Consider the following 24,835-nt stretch of genomic DNA (forward strand, 5'->3'; position numbering starts at 1 on the left):
TGTTCAGTTGCTTGCGATAAGCTGGCGGCCATTCAGGGCCCCATTTTACGGCCCGGTTGCCCCCGATGCCTGTACCGATTCGCATCCTGAGTGTTCTTTTGCTGGTCGCAGTCTCCGCCAGCGCCACTGCAGCACCCAAGAAAGCACGGCCCGCTCCGCCCCCAGGCAATGCCGGCACCTCGTCGCTGGAACCCGTGCTGGCCGGCGAATTCGCCTTGCAGGCCGGGCAGCTGGACGATGCCGCGCGCGCCTACCTGGACGCCGCCAAGGCCGAAGCCGGCGATGCCGGGCTGGCCGAGCGCGCCGCCCGCATCTCCATGCTGGCCAACGACGACCCGCGCGCGATCGAAGCGCTGGCGTTGTGGCGCGCCCGCGCGCCGTCGTCGATGTCCATGCGCAGCACCGAGGCCTCGTTGGCGCTGCGCCGCAACGACCTGCGCACCGCGCGCCGCGATTTGCTCGGCTTGCTCAAGGAGCCCGATCCGCGTGGCTGGCGCTTTGCGCTGATCGCCCTGGCCAACGGCGGCCGCGAGCCGGAAGCCTCGGCCGATGTGCTCGAAGACCTGGTCAAGGCCGGCGCCATCCCGAATCAGATCGAAGCCTGGCAGGAATTCGGCCGGCTCGCGCTGCGCATGGAGCGCCCCGCGCTGGCCAAGCGCATCGTCGACGAGGTGGTACGCCGCTTCCCCGAAGAGCCGCGCGTGGCCTTGTTGCATGCCACCCAGTTGCAGCAGGAAGGCAAGAACGACGAAGCGCTGGCGCTGCTCAAGAATATCGAACCGCAGGCGGTCAAGGACTCCGAGCTGCGCGGCGCGCTGGCATTTGCCTACGACGCCATGGGCCAGACCGAAGCTGCTGCACGCGTGCTTTCGACCGGGCCGCAGGACACCCAGACCTATGGCTTGCGTGCCTCGATGCTGGCCAAGGAGAAAGACCGCAGCTCGCTGGAGGCGCTGTACGCCGAGCTCAAGAGCAACGCTACCAAGCCCGATCCGGACCGCCGTCTGCTGCTGGGCAAGATCGCCGAATTCCTCAAGCGCTACGACGAGGCGGTGGAGTGGTATCGCGGCGTGCCGGGTGGTCCGCAGGTCAGCGAGGCGCGTCTGCGCACCGCCAGTGCCTTGTACGAACTGGGCCGCAAGCCCGAAGCGCTTGCCGAAGCCCGCGCCCTGCAGGGCGACGCCAGTGCCGACGACGACGCGCGCCGCGACGCCTACGTGCTCGAAGCCGAGCTGCATCAGCGGGCCGACGATGCGCCGGGCGAACTGGATGCCTTCGAACGTGGCCTGGCCGCCTACCCGGACGATAGCGCGTTGCTGTACGCCCGCGGGCTGGCCTGGGAGCGGCGCGACGACGTCCCGCGTGCCGAGGCCGATCTGCGCAAGATCCTGGTGACCGAGCCGGAAAACGTCGCCGCGCTGAACGCGCTGGGCTACACCCTGGCCGACCGCACCACCCGCTACAAGGAAGCGTTGGCGCTGATCGACCGTGCCCGCACCGCCGACCCGGACAACCCGGCCATTGTCGACAGTTATGGCTGGGTGCTGTACCGGATGGGCCGCACCAAGGAAGCGTTGGTGCAGCTGCGCCGCGCCTGGGCGCTGGTCAAGGACCCGGAAATCGCGGCCCACGTGGGCGAAGTGCTGTGGGTCAGCGGCAAGCAGGACGAAGCGCGTCGCTACTTCGATGAAGCGCGCCGCCTCGACCCGGACAACCGTGCGCTGCAGCGCGCCGTGGAAAAGTTCGGGCTATGAGCAGGGCGGTTCGAACGCTGGCCCTGGGCGGGCTGGTGCTGGTCGGGCTGTCGGCCTGCGTCAGCGTGCCGCGCGGGCAGGGCAGTGGGGCGGCCGTGGCCGATCACGTCTCCGACAGTGCGCGCCAGGCCGAAGCCGCTCGCCAGGCCTGGTTGCAGGCGCACCCCAATTGGTCCTTCCAGGGCCGGGTGGCGATCAGCAAGGACCGCAATGGCGGCAGCGGCCGCATCGACTGGCAGCAGGATGGCCCACGCTACCGCGTGCAACTCAGTGCGCCGGTCACCCGGCAAAGCTGGGTGCTCACCGGCGACACCACCAGCGGCGCCGGCCGGCTGGAAGGGCTGGACGGCGGTCCGCGCAGTGGTCCTGATGCCGAGCAGGTGCTGCTGGAAGCAACCGGCTGGACCATCCCGGTCAACCAGATGCCTGACTGGGTGCGCGCGCTGCGCATCGCCGACGCCGGTGCCGCACGCGTCGACCTGGATGCCGCCGGGCGCCCGCGCACCGTGCAGCAGGATGGCTGGACGATCGAATTTTTGGCCTGGACACCAGCCGGCGCCGACCAGCCCGAGCTGCCGCAGCGGATCGAAGCCCGCAACGGCGAGGCAAAGGTGCGCCTGTTGGTCGACCAATGGACCGTGTCGCCCTGATGGACGCGCCGGGCACTGATTGGTCGGCGTGGCCTGCGCCGGCCAAGCTCAATCTGTTTTTGCAGATCACTGGGCGCCGTGCCGACGGCTACCACCTGCTGCAGACCGTGTTCCGGCTGCTGGACTGGGGGGACACCGTTCATCTTCGCGTGCGTCGTGACGGCCAGATCCGCCGCCTGGGCGAGAGTCTGCCCGGCGTATCCGAAGACGATGACCTGGTGATCCGCGCTGCGCGCCTGCTGCAATCGGCAGCCGGCACCCAGGCGGGCGCGGAGATTCGGGTCGACAAGCGCATCCCCGCCGGCGGCGGTTTCGGCGGCGGTTCCTCGGACGCGGCGACCGTGCTGGTGGCGCTCAACGCCTTGTGGGGCCTGGGCCTGGCGGCCGATGTGCTGGCCGAGCTGGGCCTGCAGCTGGGTGCGGACGTGCCGGTCTTCGTGCGCGGCCGCAATGCCTGGGCCGAAGGCGTGGGTGAACAACTGACCCCGATTTCCCTGCCGGAAGCGGCGTATCTGCTGGTCGATCCCGGCGTTCATGTACCGACCCCGGCGTTATTTCGATCACAGGAATTGACGCGGGATGCTGCGCCCGCGAAAATAGCGGACTTCGCTTCCGGTTCCCTGCTCGACAATGCGTTCGAGCCGGTCCTGCGGCGCCGCGAACCCGCCGTCGAGGCCGTGTTCCAGGCGCTTTCCAGGGTCGGTACACCGCGTTTGACCGGGTCGGGAAGTGGCTGTTTCGTCGAGTTCGCCACGCGCGCTGCTGCAGAGCAGGCGCTGGCGCAGTTGCCGGGCAGCCTGCGGGCGTGGGTGGTGGAGGGTGCAGCGCACTCGCCATTGCTCGATGCGCTGGACGCGACACAGGTTTGATGCAGGGGCGTCGCCAAGAGGCCCAAGGCACCAGGTTTTGATCCTGGCATTCGTAGGTTCGAATCCTACCGCCCCTGCCAGTTTGTCGAGAAAGGCAGGTCCGCCTGCACCAGGTTTCACTGCAGATCCTTCTGCAATACCTCGCGCATCCTTGCGCGGGAATCGAACGAAAGCCCGGCATTGGTTCGGCTTTGTCCTGCTCCACCATCGATCCGCACGCTCTTCGCCGCCGCCCGAGAGATCTCATGCAAGACCAACGTAATCTGCTGGTGTTCTCCGGCAATGCCAACAAGCCGCTTGCCCAGAGCATCTGCAAGGAACTCGGCGTTCGCATGGGCAAGGCGTTGGTCACGCGCTTTTCCGACGGCGAAGTGCAGGTGGAGATCGAAGAGAGCGTGCGTCGGCAGGAAGTGTTCGTCATCCAGCCCACCTGCGCGCCCAGTGCCGAGAACCTGATGGAACTGCTGGTGCTGATCGATGCGCTCAAGCGCGCCAGCGCCCAGTCGGTGACCGCGGTGATCCCGTACTTCGGTTATTCGCGCCAGGACCGTCGCATGCGCTCCTCGCGCGTGCCGATCACTGCCAAGGTGGCTGCCAAGATGATCTGCGCCATGGAGGCGGACCGCGTGCTGACGGTCGACCTGCACGCCGACCAGATCCAGGGCTTCTTCGATGTGCCGGTCGACAACGTCTATGCCTCGCCGCTGCTGCTGGCCGACATCTGGCGCGCCTACGGCACCGACAACCTGATCGTGGTGTCGCCGGACGTTGGCGGCGTGGTGCGCGCACGCGCCGTCGCCAAGCGCCTGGACGACGCCGATCTGGCCATCATCGACAAGCGTCGTCCGCGCGCCAATGTGGCCACCGTGATGAACATCATCGGCGACGTGCAGGGCAAGACCTGCGTGCTGGTCGACGACCTGGTCGACACCGCCGGTACCTTGTGCGCAGCTGCCGCAGCGCTGAAGCAGCGCGGCGCGCTCAAGGTCGTGGCCTACATCACCCATCCGGTGCTGTCGGGTCCGGCGGTGGACAACATCAACAATTCGCAGCTCGACGAGCTGGTGGTCACCGACACGATTCCGCTGAGCGAAGCGGCGCGTACCTGCGCCAAGATTCGTCAGCTGAGCGTGGCCGAACTGCTGGCCGAGACCATCCGCCGTATCGCCTTCGGCGAATCGGTCAGCTCGCTCTACGTCGACTGATACCCCATTCGGTGCCCGGATTCCCGGGTGCCGCCACACGTCTCACCTGGTCGCGGGTGAGACGCTTCATCGCCGCGAGGCGGTGTTCCAACTAGGTAGTGAAATCCAATGGCAAAGACTCATGAAATCAAGGTCGAGCGCCGCGCTGACGAGGGGAAGGGTGCGAGCCGCCGCCTGCGTCATGCTGGCGTCATCCCGGCCATCGTCTACGGTGGCGAACTCGAGCCGGTCAGCATCCAGCTCAACCACGAGCAGATCTGGCTCGCCCAGCAGAACGAGTGGTTCTACTCGTCCATCCTGGACCTGAACCTCAATGGCGACGTGCAGCAGGTGCTGCTGCGTGACATGCAGCGCCATCCGTTCAAGCAGCTGATCATGCACATCGACTTCCAGCGCGTCAGCGCCAACGAGAAGCTCAGTGCTGCCGTGCCGCTGCACTTCATCAACGAAGCGTCTTCGCCGGCTGGCAAGTCGAGCGAAGTGGTCGTCACCCACGAACTCAACGAAGTCCAGGTGGTCTGCCTGCCGAAGGATCTGCCGGAGTTCATCGAAGTGGACCTCGGTGCACTGGAAGTGGGCAACGTGATCCACCTGTCCGAAATCAAGCTGCCGGCCGGTGTTGAAATTCCGGAACTGAAGCTGGGCAAGGAACACGACGTTGCCGTGGTGGCTGCCAAGCACGTACGGATCGAAGAAGACGACGCTGCCGGCGAAGAAGGCAGCGAAGGCGCCGAGACCAAGTAATCCGTCGGCCGGTCCCCTGCATTGCGCGCGGGATCGGCTGCGGTCACTGGCATGTCTGCACTTCGTCTGATCGTCGGGCTGGGAAACCCCGGCCCGGAACACGCGCAAACCCGGCATAACGCCGGGTTTCGTTTCGTCGATGCCCTCATCGAGCGCAGTGGCGCCCGCTGGGCATTGGATAGCAAGTTGTTCGGCGAGACCGCCAAGGTCCAGGTCGCGGGACAACCGGTCTGGCTGCTCAAGCCGGCCACCTTCATGAATCTCAGCGGCAAGTCGATCACCGCCGCATTGCGATTCTGGAAGATCGAGCCGGAGCAACTGCTCGTTGCACACGACGAACTGGATCTTGCGCCCGGCACGGCGCGGCTCAAGTTCGACGGCGGTCACGGTGGGCAAAATGGCTTGCGCGACACCATTCGCCTGCTCGGGCACGGCAAATTTCACCGTCTACGCGTTGGCATCGGTCATCCCGGTCACAAGGACCGCGTGGTGCCCTGGGTGCTGGGGCGGGCAGGGCGCGAGGACGACGCGGCGATCGGCGCTGCGGTGGATGCCGCCATCGATGTGCTGCCGCTGGCGATGGAAGGCAATTTCAACGAGGCGATGAAACGCCTGCATACCGAAAAAAAATAGAGAATGGGGAATAGGGAATGGACAGGGCGCTGCTCCTGCCATTCTCCATTCCCGATTCTCCATTCACTGGAAAACCCATGGGTATCAAATGCGGCATCGTCGGCCTGCCCAATGTCGGCAAGTCGACCCTGTTCAACGCGCTGACCAAGGCGGGCATCGCTGCGGCCAACTTCCCGTTCTGCACCATCGAGCCGAACGTCGGTATCGTGCCGGTGCCGGATCCGCGTCTCAATCAGCTGGCTGACATCGTCAAGCCGCAAAAGCTGATTCCTACTGCGGTCGAGTTCGTCGATATCGCCGGCCTGGTGGCTGGTGCGGCGAGTGGCGAAGGCCTGGGCAACAAGTTCCTGGCGCACATCCGCGAAGTCGATGCGATCACCCACGTGGTGCGTTGCTTCGAGAACGACGACGTCATCCACGTCAACAACAAGGTCGACCCGATCGCCGATATCGAAACCATCGATACCGAGCTGGCGCTGGCCGATCTGGATAGCGTGGAAAAGGCCCTCAACCGTGCCGAACGCAGCGCCAAGGGCGGCGACAAGGATGCAGCGGCGCGCAAGCCGGTGCTGGCCAAGTTGCAGGCCGCGCTGGCCGACGGCAAGGCGGGTCGTGCCGCCGGTCTGGACGATGAAGAAAAGGCGCTGGTGCGCGATCTGTTCCTGCTGACGCTCAAGCCGGTGCTGTACATCGCCAACGTGCTGGAAGACGGCTTCGAGAACAATCCGCACCTGGATGCGGTGCGTGCGCATGCGGCTGTCGAAGGTGCCGAAGTGGTGCCGGTCTCGGCGGCCATCGAAGAGGAGCTCTCGCAGCTGGACGATGCCGATCGCGACAGCTTCCTGGCCGATCTCGGCCTGGAAGAGCCAGGCTTGAATCGCGTCATCCGTGCGGCCTATACGCTGTTGGGCCTGCAGACCTATTTCACCGCAGGCGTCAAGGAAGTGCGTGCCTGGACGGTCAAGGCCGGTTCGACGGCGCCGCAGGCTGCAGCCGTGATCCACACCGATTTCGAGAAGGGCTTCATTCGCGCCGAAACGATCGGTTTCGACGACTTCATCAAGTACCGCGGCGAAGCAGGTGCCCGCGATGCCGGGCGCCTGCGCCTGGAAGGCAAGGAATACCGCGTCCAGGAAGGCGACGTGCTGCACTTCCGCTTCAACGTGTGATCGGCTGTGCGTGGCGCCTGACGCCGCGTATCGTTGAGAGTGAAGAATTGCTCAAAATTTTTGTTGACACTGCATGCGTCCCACAACAAAATAACGGGCTGCTTCACCCCGAACCGAATATGCCTCGCGGCGCACCGGTCCGGTAGTAAAAGCTGGAGGGATACCCAAGCGGCCAACGGGGGCAGACTGTAAATCTGCTGGCTTACGCCTTCGGTGGTTCGAATCCACCTCCCTCCACCAGTTTCACGTTGTGGCATGCAGTTCCCGGCGCGGGAGTAGTTCAACGGTAGAACCTCAGCCTTCCAAGCTGATGGTGCGGGTTCGATTCCCGTCTCCCGCTCCATTGAACGCAAATGCATGGCATAATGCAAAACTCGCTCACGTAGCTCAGTCGGTAGAGCACCTCCTTGGTAAGGAGGAGGTCGAAGGTTCGATTCCTTTCGTGAGCACCATTACTCAATCGTCTTCAACTCCAAACGATTACCGAGACACGCACCCATGGCAAAAGCTAAATTCGAGCGCACCAAGCCGCACGTGAACGTCGGCACCATCGGTCACGTTGACCATGGCAAGACCACGTTGACCGCTGCGCTGACCAAGATCGGTGCCGAGCGTTTCGGTGGTGAGTTCAAGGCGTACGACGCGATCGACGCGGCGCCGGAAGAGAAGGCGCGCGGCATCACGATTTCGACCGCACACGTCGAATACGAATCCCCGACCCGCCACTACGCGCACGTTGACTGCCCCGGCCACGCCGACTACGTCAAGAACATGATCACCGGTGCAGCGCAGATGGACGGCGCGATCCTGGTGTGCTCGGCCGCTGACGGCCCGATGCCGCAGACCCGTGAGCACATCCTGCTCTCGCGTCAGGTCGGTGTGCCGCACATCGTGGTGTTCCTGAACAAGGCCGACATGGTCGACGACGCCGAGCTGCTCGAGCTGGTCGAAATGGAAGTGCGCGAACTGCTGAGCAAGTACGACTTCCCGGGCGACGACACCCCGATCATCCACGGTTCGGCGCGTCTGGCGCTGGACGGCGATCAGAGCGACATCGGCGTGCCGGCGATCCTGAAGCTGGTCGAGGCGCTGGATTCGTTCATTCCGGAGCCGACCCGCGACGTGGACCGTCCGTTCCTGATGCCGGTCGAAGACGTGTTCTCGATCTCCGGCCGCGGCACCGTGGTGACCGGTCGTATCGAGCGCGGCATCATCAAGGTGGGCGACGAAATCGAAATCGTCGGTATCCGCGACACGCAGAAGACCACCGTCACCGGCGTGGAAATGTTCCGCAAGCTGCTGGACCAGGGTCAGGCAGGCGACAACGCCGGTCTGCTGCTGCGCGGCACCAAGCGTGACGACGTCGAGCGCGGCCAGGTGCTGTGTAAGCCGGGTTCGATCAAGCCGCACACCGAGTTCGAAGCCGAAGTCTACGTGCTGTCCAAGGACGAGGGTGGCCGTCATACCCCGTTCTTCAAGGGCTACCGTCCGCAGTTCTACTTCCGCACCACCGACATCACTGGCGCCTGCCAGCTGCCGGAAGGCGTGGAGATGGTGATGCCGGGCGACAACGTGAAGATGGTCGTGACCCTGATCAACCCGGTCGCGATGGACGAAGGTCTGCGCTTTGCCATCCGTGAAGGCGGTCGTACCGTCGGCGCCGGCGTGGTTGCCAAGATCATCAAGTAAGTGCCTGTATCCAGCTGCCTATGGGCGGCTGGATTCAAACGAATGGCGGGCCGGCTGAACCGCGGTCCGCCTTCGTTGTCTTGGGGTTTGCGGTAAACGAGTACATACGCCAGTAGCTCAATTGGCAGAGCAGCGGTCTCCAAAACCGCAGGTTGGGGGTTCGAGTCCCTCCTGGCGTGCCACTCCTCTTTCCGGCCCAGCGATTCGGGTCAGATCGGTAACTAGAGCCGGATGAATAGCAAAATCGAGCCTTCCAAGAGCGCGTCCTCTAGCGCTGATGTCGTTAAGTACGTTGTCTCCGCTGCCCTGGTGGTTGCGGGGCTTTTTGTGTGGTTCTGGTTCTCCGCTCCTGAGCGCGCGACCCAGCTGGGCGCGTGGACGCCGCAGTTGCGTGCGTTGGCTGTCATCGTTGGGTTGTTGGCGGGTACATTTGTGTTTTTGGGCACCGGCAAGGGCCGGGAGACCCGCGAATTCCTGTCCGAATCCAGGTTCGAGTTGCGTAAGGTTGTCTGGCCGACGCGCCAGGAAGCTATCCGCACCACCTGGGTCGTAATTGTGGTTGTAATCATTCTGAGTTTGCTGTTGGGCGGCTTCGACTTTGTCATCCAGAAGCTCACGCAGTGGTTCCTGGCTCGTTGAGGAGAATCAAGCAGTGAAGCGTTGGTATGTCGTTCACGCCTATTCAGGCTTCGAAAAATCCGTTGCGCAGGCATTGCGCGACCGTATCGCGCGCGCCGAAATGGAAGACCGTTTCGGCGACGTGCTGGTGCCGACCGAAGAGGTCATCGAAATGCGCGCCGGCCAGAAGCGTCGGTCCGAGCGCAAGTTCTTCCCCGGCTACGTGCTGGTGCAGATCGAAACGCATGAAGAGGGCGGTATTCCGCGCATCGACAACGAAAGCTGGCACCTGGTGAAGGAGACTTCGAAGGTGATGGGTTTCATCGGCGGTACCGCCGACCGTCCTCTGCCGATTCGCGACGAAGAAGCGGATGCGATCCTGCAGCGAGTGCAGGATGGCGTCGAAAAGCCGCGTCCGAAGGTGTTGTTCGAGCCGGGCCAGATGGTGCGCGTCACCGAGGGTCCGTTCAACGACTTCAATGGCGTTGTCGAGGAAGTCAATTACGAAAAGAGCAGGCTGCGGGTTGCTGTGCTCATCTTCGGCCGCTCCACGCCGGTCGAGCTCGAGTTCGGTCAGGTCGAGAAGGGCTGACCCTGCGGGCGCCAGCTAGGCGCTCGCCCCAAATGCTGCTATAGTGCGCGGCTCGCTGTCCTGGCGAACTGCCTGGAACCAATGGCTGCCGCATGGCAGCCATCTGCGTGTGGTCAACAACGTGAAGCCGGGACACGTGAATCCCGGTCCGATGGGGAGCCTGCAGGTCAGGCGCTAGCACCCGGAGAGTATTGAAATGGCTAAGAAGATTACTGCTTTCATCAAGTTGCAGGTCAAGGCCGGTCAGGCCAACCCTGCACCGCCGGTCGGCCCTGCACTGGGTCAGCGCGGTCTGAACATCATGGAATTCTGCAAGGCATTCAACGCCGCGACGTCGAAGCTGGAGCCAGGTCTGCCGACGCCGGTGATCATCACCGCGTATTCCGACCGTACCTTCACGTTCGTCACCAAGAGCACCCCGGCCAGCGTGCTGCTCAAGAAGGCCGCAGGCGTGACCTCCGGCTCGAAGCGTCCCAACACCGACAAGGTGGGCAAGGTGACGCGCAAGCAGCTGGAAGAAATCGCCAAGGTCAAGGAAGCCGATTTGACGGCGGCCGAGCTGGAAGCGGCGGTGCGCACGATTGCGGGTTCTGCCCGCAGCATGGGTTTGACGGTGGAGGGCTAAGACATGGCACAGAGCAAGCGCGTTAAGGCCATCACGGCCGCTGTCGTTCCGGGCAAGACCTATGCCTTCGAAGACGCAATCAAGATCCTGAAGACTGCCACCAAGGCCAAGTTCGTCGAGTCGATCGACGTCGCCGTGCGCCTGGGCGTGGACGCCAAGAAGTCCGACCAGCAGGTGCGCGGTTCTACCGTGCTGCCGGCCGGTACTGGCAAGAGCGTGCGCGTTGCAGTGTTCGCACCGGCAGGCGCCAAGGCCGACGAAGCCCTGGCTGCGGGTGCCGAGGCGGTAGGCATGGACGACCTGGCCGAGAAGATGCAGGCCGGCGATCTGAACTATGACGTGGTCATCGCGACCCCGGATGCCATGCGCGTCGTCGGTAAGCTGGGCACCCTGCTGGGTCCGCGCGGCTTGATGCCGAACCCGAAGGTCGGCACCGTGTCGGCCAATCCGGGCGAAGCGGTCAAGAATGCCAAGTCGGGCCAGGTGCGCTACCGCACCGACAAGGCCGGCATCATCCACTGCACGATCGGCAAGGCCAGCTTCGACGACGAAGCGCTGAAGTCGAACCTGCAGGCGCTGTTGCTGGATCTGGTCAAGGCCAAGCCGGCCACCTCCAAGGGTACCTACCTGCAGAAGGTGTCGGTCAGCTCGACCATGGGTCCGGGCGTGACGGTGGATCAGTCGAGCCTGTCGTTGAAGTAAGCGAATGCGTCCGGCGTCATGCGCCTGACGTATTTGGCAGTACAGCATTGTTTTTCCGGCCCGGGTCACCGTGTGCTGGGAGTCCGTTCCCTCCTTTGGGGCAACGGACATTTTGAAGGCGATCGCCGGCACGTCCGGCGGTAGCCGTCAAAGACCGCAGGCGCGGTCAGCGCAGATCGACGACGGGCACGGATGCTCGCACTGGCAAGGAGTCGCCGTCGATGCAGCGGGATCGCTTAATTGGTTCGTGTCGAACCGGCCGGCGTAGATGGTGTCGCCCTTCTGGAGCTTTCTGGTTTACGCGCGTCTGGGACATCCCGGATCGAGTCCACTCCAGGTCTAGAACGGCCACCAAAGGAACATCGGTCGATGTTCCCGGCTTCCAGGAAGGAGGCTGCCCTGGACCGCAACCGGCAGGAGCCGCGAGCGGAGTAGTTTGAAGCGGGGATGACGATTCGGCATGTGGGATCTGGCAACGGCGTGATTGCTGTGACGGATTCCGAAGTACCAATCCCGAATCCCGGCTTTAACGGAGGAGTGCAATGGCTCTCAATCTGTCCCAGAAGCAAGAAGTAGTCGCCGAGCTGGCAGACATCGCCGCCAAGGCCCACTCCCTGATCGCCGCCGAATACGCTGGCACCACGGTCTCCCAGATGACCGCGATGCGTAAGCAGGCCCGCGAAACCGGCGTGTTCTTGAAAGTTGTCAAGAACACCCTGGCCGCGCGCGCCGTTGAAGGTACTGATTTCGCTGTCGCTGCTGACAAGCTGGTCGGTCCTTTGCTGTATGCGTTTTCGATGGAGGAGCCCGGCGCAGCCGGTCGCCTGATCAAGGAATTTGCCAAGAGCAACGACAAGCTGCAGGCCAAGGTCGTGTCCATCGGCGGGGAATTGTTCCCGGCGGGTCACGTCGACGTGTTGGCCTCGCTGCCGACCCGTGACCAGGCCCTGGCCATGCTGGCCCGCGTGCTGTCCGAACCGGCTGCCATGTTCGCCCGTGCCGTCAAGGCCGTTGGCGACAAGCAGGGTGGTGGCGACGAAGCCGCCGCGCCGGTCGCCGAGACTGCCGAAGCTTGATGTCCTAGCGTTCGCTAGAACCCCAATCCAGAAAATCATTTAAAGGTAATCACAATGTCCCTTACCAACGAACAGATCGTCGACGCCATCGCCGAGAAGTCCCTGATGGAAGTGATGGAGCTGGTCAAGGCCATCGAAGAAAAGTTCGGCGTCTCCGCCGCTGCCCCGGTCGCTGCTGCTGCAGCTGGCCCGGCCGCCGTGGTTGAAGAGCAGACCGAGTTCAACGTGGTGCTGACCAACTGTGGCGCCAACAAGGTTGGCGTCATTAAGGCCGTGCGCGCCGTGACCGGCCTGGGTCTGAAGGAAGCCAAGGATCTGACCGAAGCCGGTGGCATGCTGAAGGAAGGCGCTTCGAAGGACGAAGCCGAGAAGATCAAGAAGGAACTGACCGAAGCTGGCGCGACTGTCGAAATCAAGTAAGCAGTACCTTGCATCGCCAGCGTTTCATGGTGATGCACTGAAGGCTGGGAGCGTAAAGCTCCCGGCCTTTGGCCGTTTCGGAGGGGAATCGGGATTGGACAATCGCAGTGCAACATCGCGCGATCATCCGATTCTCGATTCCCGATTCCCGGCCTCACCGAGTTGGTAGTTGGAAGTAGCGGGAGAAGGCGTGCTGGTGCCGGCAATACCAGCGACTTCCAACTGACAATTTTGTTATTTCAGGGCCGCCGCGATGTGGCCCCCGCAGCCTAGGGTGAAGACCTCATGACGTCTTATTCGTTCACCGAAAAAAAGCGTATCCGCAAGGACTTCGGTAAGCAGCGCTCGATCCTCGAAGTGCCGTTCCTGCTTGCCATCCAGGTGGATTCCTACCGCGAATTCCTGCAGGAAGACGTGGAGCCGAACAAGCGTAAGGACCTCGGTCTCCACGCGGCATTGAAGTCGGTGTTCCCGATTTCCAGCTACAGCGGCAACGCTGCGCTGGAGTACGTCGGTTACAAGTTGGGTCAGCCGGTGTTTGACGAGCGTGAATGCCGTCAGCGCGGCATGAGCTATGGCGCGCCGCTGCGCGTGACCGTGCGCCTGGTGATCTACGACCGCGAGTCGTCGACCAAGGCGATCAAGTACGTGAAGGAGCAGGAGGTCTATCTCGGCGAAATTCCGCTGATGACCGGCAACGGTACCTTCATCGTCAACGGCACCGAGCGCGTGATCGTTTCGCAGCTGCATCGCTCGCCGGGCGTGTTCTTCGACCACGATCGTGGCAAGACCCACAGCTCGGGCAAGCTGCTGTACAGCGCCCGCATCATTCCTTACCGTGGCTCGTGGTTGGACTTCGAGTTCGACCCGAAGGATGCGCTGTTCACCCGTATCGACCGTCGCCGCAAGTTGCCGGTATCGATCCTGCTGCGTGCGCTTGGCTACAGCAACGAAGAGATGCTGGCCGAGTTCTTCGAGATCAATACCTTCCACATCAACCCGGACGAGGGCGTGCAGCTGGAGCTGGTGCCTGAGCGCCTGCGTGGTGAAACGCTGAACTTCGACCTGGCCGATGGCGACAAGGTCATCGTGGAAGCGGGCAAGCGCATCACTGCGCGCCACGTCAAACAACTGGAAGCTGCCGGCGTTGCCGCGCTGGCCGTGCCGGACGACTACCTGGTCGGTCGCATCCTGTCGCACGACGTGGTCGATGGCTCCACCGGCGAACTGCTGGCCAATGCCAACGACGAGATCAACGAAGACCAGCTGGCTGCCTTCCGCAAGGCCGGCGTCGATGCGGTGGGCACCCTGTGGGTGAACGATCTGGATCGTGGTCCGTACCTGTCCAACACCTTGCGCATCGATCCGACCAAGACGCAGCTGGAAGCGCTGGTCGAAATCTACCGCATGATGCGTCCGGGCGAGCCGCCGACCAAGGAAGCGGCGCAGAACCTGTTCCACAACCTGTTCTTCACCTTCGAGCGCTACGACCTGTCCACGGTCGGCCGCATGAAGTTCAACCGTCGCGTCGGCCGCAAGGACGTGCTGGGCGAGTCGGTGCTGTACGACAAGAAGTACTTTGCCGAGCGTAACGACGAAGAATCCAAGCGCCTGGTCGCCGAGCACGCCGACACCTCCGACATCCTGGAAGTGATCAAGGTGCTCACCGAAATCCGCAACGGTCGCGGCGTGGTCGATGACATCGATCACCTGGGCAACCGTCGCGTGCGTTCGGTCGGCGAAATGGCCGAGAACGTGTTCCGCGTGGGCCTGGTCCGCGTCGAGCGCGCGGTCAAGGAACGCCTGTCGATGGCCGAGTCCGAAGGCCTGACCCCGCAGGAACTGATCAATGCCAAGCCGGTGGCTGCTGCGATCAAGGAATTCTTCGGCTCCTCGCAGCTGTCGCAGTTCATGGACCAGAACAATCCGCTGTCGGAAGTGACGCACAAGCGTCGCGTCTCCGCGCTGGGTCCGGGCGGCCTGACCCGCGAACGCGCCGGTTTCGAAGTGCGCGACGTGCACCCGACCCATTACGGCCGCGTCTGCACCATCGAAACGCCGGAAGGCCCGAACATCGGCCTGATCAACTCGCTGGCCGTGTTCGCCCGCACCAACCAGTACGGCTTCCTCGAGACGCCGTACCGTAAGGTGCTGGACGGCAAGGTCTCCGACGACGTCGAATACCTGTCGGCGATCGAAGAAAACGAGTACGTGATCGCTCAGGCGAACGCGCTGACCGATGCCAAGAACATGCTCACCGAGCAGTTCGTGCCGTGCCGGTTCCAGGGCGAATCGCTGTTGAAGCCGCCGTCCGAAGTGCATTTCATGGACGTCTCGCCGATGCAGACCGTGTCGGTCGCAGCGGCGCTGGTGCCGTTCCTGGAGCACGACGACGCCAACCGCGCACTGATGGGCGCCAACATGCAGCGCCAGGCCGTGCCAACGCTGCGTTCGCAGAAGCCGCTGGTCGGTACCGGCATCGAGCGTGCGGTTGCGCGCGACTCGGGTGTGACCGTCAATGCGCTGCGTGGTGGCGTGATCGAGCAGATCGACGCAGCCCGCATCGTGGTCAAGGTCAACGAGGCAGAAATCGGCGGCGGCACCGATGCCGGCGTGGATATCTACAACCTGATCAAGTACACCCGCTCCAATCAGAACACCTGCATCAACCAGCGCCCGCTGGTGAATGTGGGCGACGTGATCGCGCGCGGCGACGTGCTGGCCGACGGCCCGTCCACCGACATCGGTGAACTGGCGCTGGGCCAGAACATGCTGATCGCCTTCATGCCTTGGAACGGCTACAACTTCGAAGACTCCATCCTGCTCTCCGAGCGCGTGGTGGAAGAGGATCGTTACACCACGATCCACATCGAGGAACTGACCTGCGTTGCGCGCGACACCAAGCTGGGGCCGGAGGAAATTTCCGCCGACATCCCGAACGTGTCCGAGCAGGCCTTGAACCGTCTGGACGAAAGCGGCGTGGTGTACATCGGTGCGGAAGTGCGCGCCGGCGACATCATGGTCGGCAAGGTCACGCCGAAGGGCGAGAGCCAGCTGACCCCGGAAGAAAAGCTGCTGCGTGCGATCTTCGGCGAAAAGGCGTCCGACGTGAAGGACAGCTCGCTGCGCGTGCCCCCGGGCATGGACGGCACCGTCATCGACGTGCAGGTCTTCACCCGCGACGGCATCGAGAAGGACAAGCGCGCCCGCCAGATCGAGGAAAACGAGATCAAGCGGGTCAAGAAGGACTTCGACGACCAGTTCCGCATCCTGGAAGCGGCCATCTACGCACGTCTGCGCTCGCAGATCGTGGGTAAGGTCGCCAACGGCGGCGCCAACCTGAAGAAGGGCGACACCGTCACCGACGCGTACCTGGACGGGCTGAAGAAGTCCGATTGGTTCCAGCTGCGCATGAAGGACGAAGACGCTGCCGACGCCATCGAGCGTGCGCAGAAGCAGATCCAGGCGCACGAGAAGGAATTCGAAGCACGTTTTGCCGACAAGCGCGGCAAGATCACTCAGGGCGACGACCTCGCACCGGGCGTGCTGAAGATGGTCAAGGTGTTCCTGGCCGTGAAGCGCCGTATCCAGCCGGGCGACAAGATGGCAGGCCGCCACGGCAACAAGGGTGTGGTCTCCAACGTGGTGCCCGTGGAAGACATGCCGTACATGGCCACCGGCGAGTCGGTCGACATCGTGTTGAACCCGCTCGGCGTGCCGTCGCGTATGAACATCGGCCAGATTCTGGAAGTGCATCTGGGTTGGGCCGCCAAGGGCCTGGGTCGCAAGATCCAGCGCATGCTGGAAGCCCAGGCCGCCGTCAGCGAGCTGCGCAAGTTCCTCAACGACATCTACAACCACGACAACGCGATCAATGCACAGCGCGTGGACCTGTCGCAGTTCAGCGATGAGGAATTGCTCAACCTGGGCAAGAACCTGATCGACGGCGTGCCGATGGCGACCCCGGTGTTCGACGGCGCCAGCGAAGCGGAAATCAAGCGCATGCTGGAACTGGCCGACCTGCCGCAGAGCGGTCAGACCCAGCTGTACGACGGTCGCACTGGCGAAGCGTTCGATCGCAAGACCACGGTCGGCTACATGCACTACCTGAAGTTGAACCACTTGGTCGACGACAAGATGCATGCGCGCTCGACTGGCCCGTACTCGCTCGTGACCCAGCAGCCGCTGGGCGGCAAGGCACAGTTCGGTGGTCAGCGCTTCGGTGAGATGGAAGTCTGGGCGCTGGAAGCCTACGGCGCGGCCTACACCCTGCAGGAAATGCTGACGGTGAAGTCCGACGACGTGCAGGGCCGCAACCAGATGTACAAGAACATCGTCGATGGTGAGCACGAGATGGTCGCGGGCATGCCGGAATCCTTCAACGTGTTGGTGAAGGAAATCCGCTCGCTGGCGATCAACATGGAACTGGAAGAGTGATCGAGACGGATCCCGGCGCCGCAATGCGCTGCCGGGATCCGGAACGTAACGCCCTCGGTTTCATCTCAGATACGAAATTCCTCCGACCCGGAGATATCAAATGAAAGACCTGCTCAACCTCTTCAATCAGCAGCGCCAGACGCTGGATTTCGACGCGATCAAGATCGCGCTGGCGTCGCCGGACCTGATCCGTTCGTGGTCCTACGGCGAAGTGAAGAAGCCCGAAACCATCAACTACCGGACCTTCAAGCCCGAGCGTGACGGCCTGTTCTGCGCCGCCATCTTCGGACCGATCAAGGACTACGAGTGCCTGTGCGGCAAGTACAAGCGCATGAAGCACCGTGGCGTGGTCTGCGAAAAGTGCGGCACCGAAGTCACCCTGGCCAAGGTGCGTCGCGAGCGCATGGGTCACATCGACCTGGCCTCGCCGGTCGCGCACATCTGGTTCCTCAAGTCGCTGCCGTCGCGCATCGGCCTGATGCTGGACATGACCCTGCGTGACATCGAGCGCGTGCTGTACTTCGAAGCCTATGTCGTCACCGAGCCGGGCCTGACCCCGCTCGAGCGCCGCCAGCTGCTGACCGAAGAGCAGTACCTGACCGCACGCCAGGAGTACAACGACGACTTCGACGCCGCCATGGGCGCCGAGGCGGTGTACGAGCTGCTGCGCACGATCGACCTGCAGTCGGAAATGACCCGCCTGCGCGAAGAAATCGCCAGCACCGGTTCGGAAACCAAGCTCAAGCGCCTCACCAAGCGCATCAAGCTGATCGAAGCCTTCCTGGAATCGGGCAACCGTCCGGAGTGGATGGTCATGACCGTGTTGCCGGTGCTGCCGCCGGACTTGCGTCCGCTGGTGCCGCTGGATGGCGGCCGCTTCGCGACCTCGGATCTGAACGATCTGTACCGCCGCGTGATCAACCGCAACAACCGTCTGCGTCGTCTGCTCGAGCTCAATGCGCCGGACATCATCGTGCGCAACGAGAAGCGCATGCTGCAGGAATCGGTCGATGCGCTGCTGGACAACGGCCGCCGTGGTCGTGCCATCACCGGTACCAACAAGCGTCCGCTGAAGTCGCTGGCCGACATGATCAAGGGCAAGCAGGGCCGGTTCCGTCAGAACCTGCTCGGCAAGCGCGTTGACTATTCCGGTCGTTCGGTCATCACCGTCGGTCCGTACCTCAAGCTGCACCAGTGCGGCCTGCCGAAGAAGATGGCGCTCGAGCTGTTCAAGCCGTTCGTGTTCGCCAAGCTGCAGCGTCGTGGCCTGGCCACCACCATCAAGGCCGCCAAGAAGCTGGTCGAGCGCGAAGAAGCCGAAGTCTGGGACATCCTGGAAGAAGTGATTCGCGAGCATCCGGTGCTGCTGAACCGTGCGCCGACCCTGCACCGTCTGGGCATCCAGGCGTTCGAACCGGTGTTGATCGAAGGCAAGGCCATCCAGCTGCATCCGCTGGTGTGTACTGCCTTCAACGCCGACTTCGACGGTGACCAGATGGCCGTCCACGTGCCGCTCTCGCTGGAAGCCCAGCTGGAAGCGCGTGCGTTGATGATGTCCACCAACAACATCCTGTCGCCGGCCAACGGCGAGCCGATCATCGTGCCGTCGCAGGACGTGGTGTTGGGCCTGTACTACATGAGCCGCGCCCTGGAGAACAAGAAGGGCGAGGGCATGGTGTTCGCCAACACCAGCGAAGTGAAGCGCGCCTACGACAACCGCGTGGTCGAACTGCACGCCAAGGTCAAGGTGCGCATCACCCAGGTGGACGTGGAGGCCGGCGGCAAGCGCAGCAGCGGCACCTCGATCGTGGACACCACGGTCGGCCGTGCGCTGCTGAGCGAAATCCTGCCTGAAGGCCTGCCGTTCCAGCTGGCCAACACCGAGATGACCAAGAAGAACATCTCGCGTCTGATCAACTCCAGCTACCGTCTGCTGGGCTTGAAGGACACCGTCGTGTTCGCCGACAAGCTGATGTACACCGGCTACGCCTACGCAACCCGCGCCGGCGTGTCGATCGGTATCGACGACATGCTGATCCCCGACGAGAAGAAGGGCATCCTCACCGAGGCAGAAGCCGAAGTGCTGGAAATCCAGGAGCAGTACCAGTCGGGCCTGGTCACCGCCGGCGAGCGCTACAACAAGGTCGTGGACATCTGGTCGCGTACCAGCGAGCGCATCGCCAAGGCGATGATGGACACCATCGGTACCGAAAAGGTCGAGAACGCCAAGGGCGAGACCATCGACCAGAAGTCGATGAACTCGCTGTACATCATGGCCGACTCCGGTGCCCGTGGTAGCCAGGCGCAGATCCGTCAGCTGGCCGGCATGCGCGGCCTGATGGCGCGTCCGGACGGCTCGATCATCGAGACGCCCATCAAGGCGAACTTCCGCGAAGGTCTGAACGTGCAGGAGTACTTCAACTCCACCCACGGTGCCCGTAAGGGTCTGGCCGATACCGCGCTGAAGACGGCGAACTCCGGTTACCTCACCCGCCGCCTGGTCGACGTGGCGCAGGACGTGGTGATCACCGAAATCGATTGCGGCACCACCGAAGGGTTGATCATGACCCCGATCGTGGAAGGCGGCGACGTGGTCGAGCCGTTGCGCGAGCGCGTGCTGGGCCGCGTGGTGGCCGAGGACGTGTACCTGCCGGGCAACGACGAAGAGCCGATCGTCACCCGCAACACGCTGCTCGACGAAGCCTGGGTGGCCAAGCTCGAAGACGCCAGCGTGCAGTCGGTGAAGGTGCGTTCGACCATCAGCTGCGAATCCTCGTTCGGCGTGTGCGCACGCTGCTACGGCCGCGACCTCGCACGTGGTCACCAGGTCAACATCGGCGAAGCGGTCGGCGTCATCGCCGCGCAGTCGATCGGCGAGCCGGGTACCCAGCTGACCATGCGTACGTTCCACATCGGTGGTGCGGCATCGCGTGCGGCTGCGGTGGACAACATCACCGTCAAGACCACCGGTTCGGTGAAGTTCAACAACCTCAAGTCGGTGGCGCATGCCAGCGGTTCGCTGGTTGCGGTCTCGCGTTCTGGCGAACTGTCCGTGCTCGACGGCCATGGCCGCGAGCGCGAGCGTTACAAGCTGCCGTACGGCGCGACCATCACCGCCAAAGACGGCGATGCGGTCAAGGCCGGGCAGAGCGTTGCCAACTGGGATCCGCATAACCACCCGATCGTGTCGGAAGTGGCCGGTTTCATCCGCTTCATCGACTTCGTCGACGGCGTCACCGTCATCGAGAAGACCGACGAGCTGACCGGTCTGGCGTCGCGTGAAATCACCGACCCGAAGCGTCGCGGTGCACAGGCCAAGGAACTGCGCCCGATCGTGCGCATCGTCGATGCCAAGGGCAACGACCTGACGATTCCGAACACGGATCTGCCGGCCCAGTACCTGCTGCCGCCGCGCTCCATCGTCAACCTGCAGGACGGCGCTGCCGTCGGCGTGGGCGACGTGGTGGCCAAGATCCCGCAGGAAGCGTCCAAGACCCGCGACATCACCGGTGGTCTGCCGCGCGTTGCCGACTTGTTCGAAGCACGCAAGCCGAAGGATCCGGCGATCCTGGCCGAACGCTCGGGCATCATCAGCTTCGGTAAGGACACCAAGGGCAAGCAGCGCCTGATCATCAAGGACACCGATGGGTCGGAACACGAAGAGCTGATTCCCAAGTACCGCCAGATCATCGTGTTCGAAGGCGAGCACGTGACCAAGGGCGAGACCGTGGTGGACGGCGAGCCGAGTCCGCAGGACATCCTGCGCCTGCTGGGTGTCGAGCCGCTCGCTGCATACCTGGTCAAGGAAATCCAGGACGTGTATCGCCTGCAGGGCGTGAAGATCAACGACAAGCACATCGAGGTGATCACGCGCCAGATGCTGCGTAAGGTCGAGATCGTTGACCAGGGCAACAGCAAGTTCCTCAACGGCGAGCAGGTCGAGCGCCAGCGCGTCATCGAGGAAAATGCCCGCCTGGTCAAGCGCAACGAACTGCCGGCCAAGTACGATCCGGTGTTGCTGGGTATCACCAAGGCGTCGCTGGCCACCGAGTCGTTCATCTCGGCGGCATCGTTCCAGGAAACCACCCGCGTGCTGACCGAGGCGGCCGTCCGCGGTACCCGCGACAACCTGCGCGGTCTGAAGGAAAACGTGATCGTGGGTCGCCTGATCCCGGCCGGTACGGGTTTGGCGTATCACGCCGGACGTCGCAAGGCCTCGGGTCTGACCGACTCGGAAATGGAAACGCTGTCGGGCAAGCCGGCAGCCGCCGAACCGGTCGCTGCAGTGGCCGACGCTGGCGCGGACGAGGAGTAAGCGCTCCGACGGCAGTCGCAAGACCGCCGTAAGCCAGGCGAAAAGGAGGGCAGGACGCCCTCCGTTTTCCGGCCTTGGATGGGCCAGCAGGTTCAGATTCCGTGAAGTTGACGGAGTTTCGTCCTGCCAGCTATACTTCTCTGTCTCGGTGGGCCGGTCTCGGCCTGCCTTCTTTTTCGTGCAGGCCGTCTCGGCCTATCAATCAGAAGAATCAACTGATGACGACGATCAACCAGCTGGTCCGCAAGCCTCGGCAAGCGACCACCTACAAGAGTGCCTCTCCGGCACTGGACAAGTGTCCGCAGCGCCGTGGCGTCTGCACACGCGTCTACACCACTACCCCGAAGAAGCCGAACTCGGCCCTGCGTAAAGTCGCCAAGGTGCGCCTGACCAACCAGGAAGAGGTCATCAGCTACATCGGTGGTGAAGGCCACAACCTGCAGGAGCACTCCGTGGTCCTGATTCGCGGTGGCCGCGTCAAGGATCTTCCCGGTGTGCGTTATCACACCGTCCGTGGTTCGCTGGACGCCGCCGGCGTCGCCAAGCGTCGTCAAGGCCGTTCCAAGTACGGCGCCAAGCGCCCGAAGAGCTAAGGAAATACTCAAATGTCCCGTAAAGGTTCTACTCCGCAGCGCACCGTCCTGCCAGATCCAAAGCATGGCAGCGAAACCATTGCCCGCTTCATCAATATGGTGATGCAGAGTGGCAAGAAGTCGGTTGCTGAGAAAATTGTCTATGGCGCAATGGACGTCATTGGCGAAAAGAATCCGAATGCCATCGAACTGGTGCAGAAGGCACTGGACAACGTGGCCCCGGCTGTCGAAGTTAAATCGCGTCGCGTCGGTGGTGCTACCTATCAGGTGCCCGTCGAAGTGCGTTCCTCCCGTCGCATGGCGCTGGCAATGCGCTGGTTGATCGATTCCGCGCGCAAGCGTGGCGAGAACACCATGCCGCGTAAGCTGGCTGCAGAACTGTTGGACGCCTCGGAAAGCCGCGGCGGCGCGATCAAGAAGCGCGAAGAGACCCACCGTATGGCGGAGGCGAACAAGGCGTTCGCACATTACCGCTGGTGACCTCGGGGGCCTTGGTAACGGGGCCCTTCAGCACCATATGAGTGCTGTTTGCGACGCATGTTGCGTCGCATCCAATCCGAAGGCCGCCGAAAGGCGGCGTTCGGCCATCCGAAATCCAAGAAATTGAGAGGCTCCCCGTGGCCCGCACCACCCCTATCGAGCGTTACCGCAACTTCGGCATCATGGCCCACATCGATGCCGGCAAGACCACCACTTCCGAACGCATCCTGTTCTACACCGGTGTGAGTCACAAGATCGGCGAAGTCCATGACGGCGCTGCAGTGATGGACTGGATGGAGCAGGAGCAGGAGCGTGGTATCACCATCACCTCCGCTGCGACTACCGCGTTCTGGTCGGGTATGGACAAGTCCATGCCGCAGCACCGCTTCAACATCATCGACACCCCCGGGCACGTCGACTTCACCATCGAAGTGGAGCGCTCCTTGCGCGTGCTCGACGGTGCGGTGTTCGTGCTGTGCGCCGTCGGTGGCGTGCAGCCGCAGTCCGAGACCGTGTGGCGCCAGGCCAACAAGTATTCCGTGCCGCGCATGGCCTTCGTCAACAAGATGGACCGTACCGGTGCCAACTTCGACAAGGTCGTTGAGCAGCTGAAGGCCCGTCTGGGTGCGTACGCCGTGCCGATGCAGGTGCCGATCGGCGCCGAAGACGGCTTTGAGGGCGTGGTCGACCTGCTGAAGATGAAGGCGATCCATTGGGATACCGCATCGCAGGGCACCACCTTCGAATACCGCGATATTCCGGCCGACCTGGTCGATGTCGCGACCGAGGCACGCTCGTTCATGGTCGAAGCGGCTGCAGAAGCCAGCGAAGACCTCATGGACAAGTACCTCAACGAGGGCGACCTGAGCGAACAGGAGATCCTGTCGGGTCTGCGCGAGCGCACCTTGAAGGTGGAGATCGTGCCGGTGTTCTGCGGCTCGGCGTTCAAGAACAAGGGCGTGCAGGCCATGCTCGACGGCGTCGTGCACCTGCTGCCGTCGCCGGCTGACCGTCCGCCGGTGCAGGGTATCGACGAAGACGAGAAGGAAGACACGCGCGCTGCCACCGATACCGCGCCGTTCTCGGCGTTGGCGTTCAAGATCATGACCGACCCGTTCGTGGGCTCGCTGACGTTCTTCCGTGTCTATTCGGGCACGCTGAACTCCGGCGACCAGGTCTACAACCCGGTCAAGTCGAAGAAGGAGCGCGTGGGCCGCATCCTGCAGATGCACTCCAACAATCGCGAAGAGATCAAGGAAGTGCGTGCGGGCGACATCGCCGCTGCCGTGGGTCTGAAGGATGTCACCACCGGCGACACGCTGTGTGCGCAGGACAAGATCATCACCCTGGAGCGCATGGTGTTCCCGGAGCCGGTGATCTCGATGGCGGTGGAGCCGAAGACCAAGTCGGACCAGGAAAAGATGGGCATGGCCCTGGGCCGTCTGGCGCAGGAAGATCCCTCGTTCCGCGTCAAGACCGACGAAGAATCCGGCCAGACCATCATCTCGGGCATGGGCGAGTTGCACCTGGACATCATCGTCGACCGCATGCGTCGCGAGTTCAATGTCGAGGCCAACGTCGGCAAGCCGCAGGTGGCCTACCGCGAAACGATCCGCAAGTCCGACGTCAAGTCTGACTATAAGCACGCCAAGCAGTCCGGTGGTAAGGGTCAGTACGGTCACGTCGTGATCGAGCTGTCGCCGATGACCGAGGAAGAGCGCAAGAGCGAGAACGTCAAGGACGATTTCCTCTTCATCAACGACATCACCGGCGGCATCATTCCGAAGGAATTCATCCCCTCGGTCGAAAAGGGTCTGCGCGAAACGATCACCAGTGGTCCGATCGCCGGCTTCCCGGTGGTGGGCGTGAAGGTCAAGCTGGTGTTCGGCTCGTACCATGACGTCGACTCCTCGGAAATGGCGTTCAAGCTGGCTGCATCGATGGCGTTCAAGCAGGGCTTCGCGAAAGCCAGCCCGGTGTTGCTGGAGCCGATCATGAAGGTCGAAATCGTCAGTCCGGAGGATTACCTGGGTGACGTGATGGGCGACGTGAGCCGCCGTCGTGGCGTGTTGCAGGGTCAGGACGACAGCCCGTCGGGCAAGATCATCAACGCGATGATCCCGTTGGGTGAAATGTTCGGTTACGCCACTTCGCTGCGCTCGATGAGCCAGGGCCGTGCGACGTTCTCGATGGAGTTCGACCACTACGAAGAGGCACCGGCCAATATCGCCGACGCCGTCACCAAGAAGGGCTGAGTTCGCTCA

The 24,835-nt window shown here is 63.1% G+C and carries 19 protein-coding genes and 5 tRNA genes; all 24 read left to right on the plus strand.

The window, feature by feature from the left end; all coding sequences use genetic code 11:
* Positions 1-65 precede the first annotated feature (65 nt).
* The 24 genes from ACCQ07_RS04725 (at position 66) to fusA (ending at position 24,826) form a co-directional block, all read left to right on the plus strand.
* Positions 66-1,754, plus strand: coding sequence for a tetratricopeptide repeat protein (locus ACCQ07_RS04725; RefSeq protein ID WP_071117517.1), 1,689 nt, complete (start codon positions 66-68; stop codon positions 1,752-1,754).
* The gene (gene lolB / locus ACCQ07_RS04730) at positions 1,751-2,404 is read left to right on the plus strand and encodes a lipoprotein insertase outer membrane protein LolB (protein ID WP_029818760.1); all 654 of its coding nucleotides are present in this window, start codon (positions 1,751-1,753) and stop codon (positions 2,402-2,404) included. The genes ACCQ07_RS04725 and lolB overlap by 4 nt, the downstream gene beginning before the upstream one ends.
* Positions 2,386-3,273: a 4-(cytidine 5'-diphospho)-2-C-methyl-D-erythritol kinase gene (gene ispE / locus ACCQ07_RS04735; RefSeq protein ID WP_008576042.1), complete on the plus strand. Its 888-nt coding sequence runs from the start codon at positions 2,386-2,388 to the stop codon at positions 3,271-3,273. The genes lolB and ispE overlap by 19 nt, the downstream gene beginning before the upstream one ends.
* Before the next feature lie 3 nt (positions 3,274-3,276).
* Positions 3,277-3,353, plus strand: a tRNA-Gln gene (locus ACCQ07_RS04740).
* Between the two features lie 165 nt (positions 3,354-3,518).
* On the plus strand, positions 3,519-4,478 hold the full coding sequence (locus ACCQ07_RS04745) for a ribose-phosphate diphosphokinase (RefSeq protein ID WP_003486761.1): 960 nt from the start codon (positions 3,519-3,521) through the stop codon (positions 4,476-4,478).
* A gap of 108 nt (positions 4,479-4,586) precedes the next feature.
* On the plus strand, positions 4,587-5,222 hold the full coding sequence (locus tag ACCQ07_RS04750; protein WP_003486759.1) for a 50S ribosomal protein L25/general stress protein Ctc: 636 nt from the start codon (positions 4,587-4,589) through the stop codon (positions 5,220-5,222).
* Positions 5,223-5,273: 51 nt separating this feature from the next.
* Positions 5,274-5,855, plus strand: a complete 582-nt coding sequence (gene pth, locus ACCQ07_RS04755; protein ID WP_372165301.1) for an aminoacyl-tRNA hydrolase — start codon at positions 5,274-5,276, stop codon at positions 5,853-5,855.
* Positions 5,856-5,932: 77 nt separating this feature from the next.
* The gene (gene ychF / locus ACCQ07_RS04760; RefSeq protein WP_011346536.1) at positions 5,933-7,024 is read left to right on the plus strand and encodes a redox-regulated ATPase YchF; all 1,092 of its coding nucleotides are present in this window, start codon (positions 5,933-5,935) and stop codon (positions 7,022-7,024) included.
* A 154-nt stretch (positions 7,025-7,178) separates the two neighbouring features.
* Positions 7,179-7,264, plus strand: a tRNA-Tyr gene (locus ACCQ07_RS04765).
* Positions 7,265-7,293: 29 nt separating this feature from the next.
* Positions 7,294-7,367 (plus strand) — tRNA-Gly (locus tag ACCQ07_RS04770).
* A gap of 33 nt (positions 7,368-7,400) precedes the next feature.
* A tRNA-Thr gene (locus tag ACCQ07_RS04775) sits at positions 7,401-7,476 on the plus strand.
* Between the two features lie 46 nt (positions 7,477-7,522).
* Positions 7,523-8,713 (plus strand): elongation factor Tu, encoded by a 1,191-nt coding sequence (gene tuf, locus ACCQ07_RS04780; RefSeq protein WP_003486726.1) that lies wholly within the window; start codon positions 7,523-7,525, stop codon positions 8,711-8,713.
* Between the two features lie 106 nt (positions 8,714-8,819).
* A tRNA-Trp gene (locus tag ACCQ07_RS04785) sits at positions 8,820-8,895 on the plus strand.
* A 49-nt stretch (positions 8,896-8,944) separates the two neighbouring features.
* Positions 8,945-9,352, plus strand: a complete 408-nt coding sequence (gene secE, locus ACCQ07_RS04790; protein WP_136733954.1) for a preprotein translocase subunit SecE — start codon at positions 8,945-8,947, stop codon at positions 9,350-9,352.
* Between the two features lie 13 nt (positions 9,353-9,365).
* Positions 9,366-9,923 (plus strand): transcription termination/antitermination protein NusG, encoded by a 558-nt coding sequence (gene nusG, locus ACCQ07_RS04795; RefSeq protein ID WP_011346537.1) that lies wholly within the window; start codon positions 9,366-9,368, stop codon positions 9,921-9,923.
* Positions 9,924-10,119: 196 nt separating this feature from the next.
* A complete protein-coding gene (rplK, locus tag ACCQ07_RS04800; protein ID WP_008574191.1) occupies positions 10,120-10,548 on the plus strand; it encodes a 50S ribosomal protein L11 in 429 nt (142 codons plus the stop codon).
* Positions 10,549-10,551: 3 nt separating this feature from the next.
* A complete protein-coding gene (rplA, locus tag ACCQ07_RS04805) occupies positions 10,552-11,250 on the plus strand; it encodes a 50S ribosomal protein L1 (protein ID WP_003486747.1) in 699 nt (232 codons plus the stop codon).
* Positions 11,251-11,792: 542 nt separating this feature from the next.
* Positions 11,793-12,326 (plus strand): 50S ribosomal protein L10, encoded by a 534-nt coding sequence (rplJ, locus tag ACCQ07_RS04810; protein ID WP_005930748.1) that lies wholly within the window; start codon positions 11,793-11,795, stop codon positions 12,324-12,326.
* Between the two features lie 54 nt (positions 12,327-12,380).
* Positions 12,381-12,746, plus strand: a complete 366-nt coding sequence (gene rplL, locus ACCQ07_RS04815) for a 50S ribosomal protein L7/L12 (protein ID WP_008574194.1) — start codon at positions 12,381-12,383, stop codon at positions 12,744-12,746.
* Positions 12,747-13,031: 285 nt separating this feature from the next.
* Positions 13,032-17,183: a DNA-directed RNA polymerase subunit beta gene (gene rpoB / locus ACCQ07_RS04820; protein ID WP_029818764.1), complete on the plus strand. Its 4,152-nt coding sequence runs from the start codon at positions 13,032-13,034 to the stop codon at positions 17,181-17,183.
* 100 nt (positions 17,184-17,283) lie between these two features.
* The gene (rpoC, locus tag ACCQ07_RS04825; protein WP_011346539.1) at positions 17,284-21,498 is read left to right on the plus strand and encodes a DNA-directed RNA polymerase subunit beta'; all 4,215 of its coding nucleotides are present in this window, start codon (positions 17,284-17,286) and stop codon (positions 21,496-21,498) included.
* A gap of 218 nt (positions 21,499-21,716) precedes the next feature.
* Positions 21,717-22,091 carry a 30S ribosomal protein S12 gene (rpsL, locus tag ACCQ07_RS04830; RefSeq protein WP_002811712.1) on the plus strand — a complete coding sequence of 125 codons (375 nt, stop codon included), beginning with the start codon at positions 21,717-21,719 and terminating at the stop codon, positions 22,089-22,091.
* 12 nt (positions 22,092-22,103) lie between these two features.
* A complete protein-coding gene (gene rpsG / locus ACCQ07_RS04835) occupies positions 22,104-22,571 on the plus strand; it encodes a 30S ribosomal protein S7 (protein ID WP_005917592.1) in 468 nt (155 codons plus the stop codon).
* A 137-nt stretch (positions 22,572-22,708) separates the two neighbouring features.
* Positions 22,709-24,826 (plus strand): elongation factor G, encoded by a 2,118-nt coding sequence (fusA, locus tag ACCQ07_RS04840; protein ID WP_008574200.1) that lies wholly within the window; start codon positions 22,709-22,711, stop codon positions 24,824-24,826.
* Positions 24,827-24,835: the final 9 nt, after the last annotated feature.

This window comes from Xanthomonas sp. NCPPB 3583 (genome assembly GCF_041475715.2).
In the GTDB taxonomy this organism is placed as follows: Bacteria; Pseudomonadota; Gammaproteobacteria; order Xanthomonadales; family Xanthomonadaceae; genus Xanthomonas; species Xanthomonas euvesicatoria.